Below are 3,870 nucleotides of genomic sequence, written 5' to 3'. Positions count from 1 at the left end.
ATCGAGGCCGCCCTCGACGCCATCGCGGAGGACGGCGCGGCGGCCGCGACCCACCGAGTGGTACGGGATGCCCTCGGGGCTGAAGTAGCCGTTCGCCGGGTCCTTGATCTTGTTGTACTGGTCGAGGAACCGCTGGGTGTAGGCGTCGCCGGAGGTCGACACCTCGGTCGCGGTGACCTTGGCGGCCGTGTAGCCGGACGCGGCGGAGGTGAACGTCGCCTGGCCCGTCCCGGAGGCGTCCGCGGTGATCGTCACGTTCTGGGCGGTGGACCAGTTCTGCGGCGTGAAGGTCAGCGTCCCGCCGCCGGTCACCGACAGGCCGGAGTTGCCCGCCGTCCGGGTCGTCGTCACGGTGACCGAGCCGGAGGGGGCCTCCGACAGCTTCACCGCGTAGGCGGCCTTCGCGCCCTGCGCGACGGTCAGCGCGGTGGGGCTCGCCACGACGCTCGCCGCCGCCGTCACCGCGACGCCCACCGGCGCGGACTCGGCCGTCGCGCCGGTGCTGTCGGTGACCCTGGCGTAGAGCGAGTACGAGCCGGCCGCCGCGGGCGTCCAGTTCAGCCCGTACGGGGCCGTGGTGTCGGCCGCGCCGAGGGACCCGTCCTGGTCGAAGAACTCGACCTTGGAGACGGTCGCGCCGGAGCCGGCCGCCGCGGTGGCGGCGATCGGCACCGAGGCGCCCACCGAGTACGTCGCGCCGGCGGACGGGCTCGTCAGCGCCACCGTCGGGGCGGACGAGCTCTGGTTGCACGGCGTGCCGTTGAGGCTGAACGCGGTGGGGTCGGTGTTCGTCCCGCTGTAGGTGAACTGCGCGCCGACGTTCACCGAGGCGCCGGAGGCGAGCGCCCTGTTCCAGCTCTCGTTCTCGGCGGTGACCTGCTGGCCCGACTGCGACCACTTCGCCGACCAGCCGCTCGCCAGCTTCTGGTTCCCCGAGTAGGAGTAGGTCAGCTTCCAACCGTCCAGCGCGTCACCCTGGTTGGTGATGTCGATGCTCGCGGTGAAGCCGCTCCCCCAGTCGTTCTTCTTGTAGACGACCTTGCACGCGACCGCGGCGGCGCGGGCCGGGGCCATCACGCCCAGTCCGCCGCAGAGCAGGGCAAGCACCGCGCCCACGGCCGTTAACCCGCGCCATCTTTGCTGTCTTCTCACCTGTGTTCCTTCCTATCGCGCCCGGTGTCCGGGCATGGCGGTCTCCACCGCCGGCGGAGCACGGCGGTGGTGGTGCCGGGGAGGGCGGGGGCCGCGCCGGCCCCGGTCCGTCAGCCGGACTCCCGGATGATCAACTTGGTGCGCAGCACGACGCCGCGCTCGGTGTTCGGCCGGCCTCCGGTGCAGGCGCGCAGTTCGCGCGCCAGGCGGGCGCCGAGGTCCTCGGCCGGCTGCCGGACGGTCGTCAGCCGGGGGCGGACCTGCTGGGCCACCGGTGCGTCGTCGAACCCGACGACCGCGACGTCGTCGGGGACGCGGCGGCCCGCCCGGCGCAGCGCGCTCAGCGCGCCGACCGCCATCTGGTCGGACGCGGCGAGCACGGCGTCGACGTCCGGCCGGCGCTCCAGCAGGCGGCGCATCGCCCGCTCGCCGGACAGCCGGCCGAAGTCGCCCTGGCAGACCAGCCCGTTGACGCCGATCCCGGCCTCGCGCGCCGCGAGCCGGTAGCCGGCGAGGCGGTCCACGGCGGCGCCCATGTCGGCCGGCCCGGCGATGGTGCCGATCCGGCGGCGGCCCGAGGCGAGGAGGTGCCGGACGGCGGCGTGCGCGCCGCCCTGGTTGTCGACGTCGACGTACGGCAGCGCCACCTCGTCGAGCGGGCGCCCGGCGAGCACCACGGGAGCGCCGGCGGCGGCCTGCACGAGCGGGGCGACCTGGTCGCGGCGCGCGCCGACGAGCAGCACGCCCTCGGCCCGGCCGCCGCGCAGGTAGCCGGTGGTCGCCCGCCACTCGTCGGCCCGGCCGGCCATGAGGACGACGAGCGGCGCGCGGCCGCCGAGCTCGCGGCGCACGCCCCACAGCAGGCGCGCGAAGAACGGGTCGCCGAGGACGCGGCAGCCGTCCTCGCAGACGACGGCGGCGACGGTGCCGGAGGACTCCCGGTCGGGAGGGCCGCTGCGGCGCCGGACGTAGCCGAGCCGCTCGACCGCCGCCTCGACCTGGAGGCGGGCCGCCCTGCTGACGCGCGCGGACCCGTTCAGCACGCGGGACGCGGTGGCCGGCGACACGCCGGCGAGCTGCGCGACGTGGGCGAGGGTGGGCGGTCGGTCGGGGAGGGCGGGATCGTGCGGGGGGTGGGTGACGGTCACGCTTTCGGCACTCCCTTCGGGGGTTCCCGGCCTTTCGAGGGGGTGGACCGGGTCGGGAGTAGTGGGAGCGCTCCCAAGAATCTGATCGGACGCGCATCGTGTCAAGGGTCGCGAGGAAACCGAATTCGGGGCCGCCCGCACCCGCCGCTCACCGCGCGCGCAAGGCGCCGTGAAAGTTCGTGAAAGGAATGGAACAAGGCTTCCCTCCGGCGTCCGGGGCGTTCTACGTTCACCGCAGTCCAGGAGTGGGAGCGCTCCCAAGCTCAATCGTCCGACGTGAAGGCGGAGATCCATGAGATCGCTTTCCCCGCGCACCGCGGCGGTGGCCGCGCTGACCGGCGCGATCTGCGCGGCGGGCTCGCTCGTCGCGGGAACCGGGACCGTGCTCGGCGCGCGGCCGGCCCGCGCCGCGGTCGCCTGCGAGGTCGGCTACACCACCAACGACTGGGGCACCGGATTCACCGCCGCCGTCACGATCACCAACCGGGGCCCGGCCGTGACCGGCTGGACGCTGACCTACTCCTACACCGGGAACCAGCGCCTCACCGGCGGATGGAACGGCCGGTGGACGCAGTCGGGCACGACCGTCACCGTCGCCAACGAGAGCTGGAACGCGACCCTCGCCACGGGCGCGTCCGTGCAGGCCGGGGCGCAGTTCTCCTACAGCGGCGCGAACGCCGCGCCGACCGCCTTCGCGCTCAACGGCACGGCCTGCAACGGCGGCGGCGAGCCCACCACCGAGCCCCCGACGACTCCCCCGCCCGGCGGTCCCGCGCCCAAGCTGAAGGTCTCCGGCAACACGTTCGTGAACGCCGCCGGCGCCGCGGTTCGCCTCCGCGGGGTGAACCGGTCCGGCGGCGAGTTCGCCTGCGTCCAGGGCAACGGGATATGGGACGGCCCGATGGACGCGGCCTCCGTCGCCGCGATCAGGAAGTGGAATGTCAACGCGGTCCGGGTGCCGCTCAACTCCGACTGCTGGCTGGGCTTGGACAACGTCGAGCCCGCCTACCGCGGAACCGCCTACCAGAACGCCGTCAGGAATTACGTGGGGCTGCTCGAAGAGAACGGCATCACGCCCATCCTGGAACTGCACTGGAGCCGCGGATTGTGGACGGGCTATGACAGCCATTGCCAGACCGCGGCGGCGGAATGCCAGAAACCGATGCCGGACGCCCAGTACGCACCGGAATTCTGGAAGCAGCTCGCCACCGCCTACAAGGGCGACACGGCGGTCGTATTCGACCTGTTCAACGAGCCGTACCCGAACAACCTCCAGGTCATGGACTACGCCCAGTCATGGAGGTGCTGGCGCGACGGCGGCTCGGCCTGCACGGGCCTGACCTACGAGGCGGCCGGGATGCAGGACCTCCTCGACGCCGTCCGCTCCACCGGCGCGCAGAACGTCGTCATGGCCGCGGGCAGCAGCTACTCCAACGACCTCGGCCAGTGGCTCGCGCAGAAGCCGTCCGACCCCACCGGGAACCTGGCGGCCGCGTGGCTGGGTGCCGATCGCGTTGAGGACGCGGACGGAGATGTCGCCCGGCGGCACCGTCAGCTCGTTCTCGGCCTT

At 73.4% G+C, this 3,870-nt stretch carries 3 protein-coding genes; 1 reads left to right on the top strand and 2 read right to left on the bottom strand.

Annotation, left to right across the window (positions count from 1 at the left end; genetic code table 11):
- On the bottom strand, positions 1 to 1,116 hold a 1,116-nt coding region (locus AB0C69_RS39405; protein ID WP_360361333.1), incomplete at its 3' end, for a cellulose binding domain-containing protein.
- 146 nt (positions 1,117 to 1,262) lie between these two features.
- Positions 1,263 to 2,300, bottom strand: coding sequence for a LacI family DNA-binding transcriptional regulator (locus tag AB0C69_RS39400; RefSeq protein WP_345176258.1), 1,038 nt, complete (start codon positions 2,298 to 2,300; stop codon positions 1,263 to 1,265).
- A 292-nt stretch (positions 2,301 to 2,592) separates the two neighbouring features.
- Between AB0C69_RS39400 and AB0C69_RS39395 the strand changes: the two genes are divergently transcribed.
- Positions 2,593 to 3,870: cellulose binding domain-containing protein (locus tag AB0C69_RS39395; protein WP_360361330.1), on the top strand; the 1,278-nt coding region annotated here is incomplete at its 3' end.

Origin of the sequence: Actinomadura sp. NPDC048032 (genome assembly GCF_040653175.1) — a bacterium.
In the GTDB taxonomy this organism is placed as follows: Bacteria; Actinomycetota; Actinomycetes; order Streptosporangiales; family Streptosporangiaceae; genus Spirillospora; species Spirillospora verrucosospora.
Note: the sequence above shows the minus strand (reverse complement) of the source record. Positions and strands in the feature narration are given on the sequence as shown.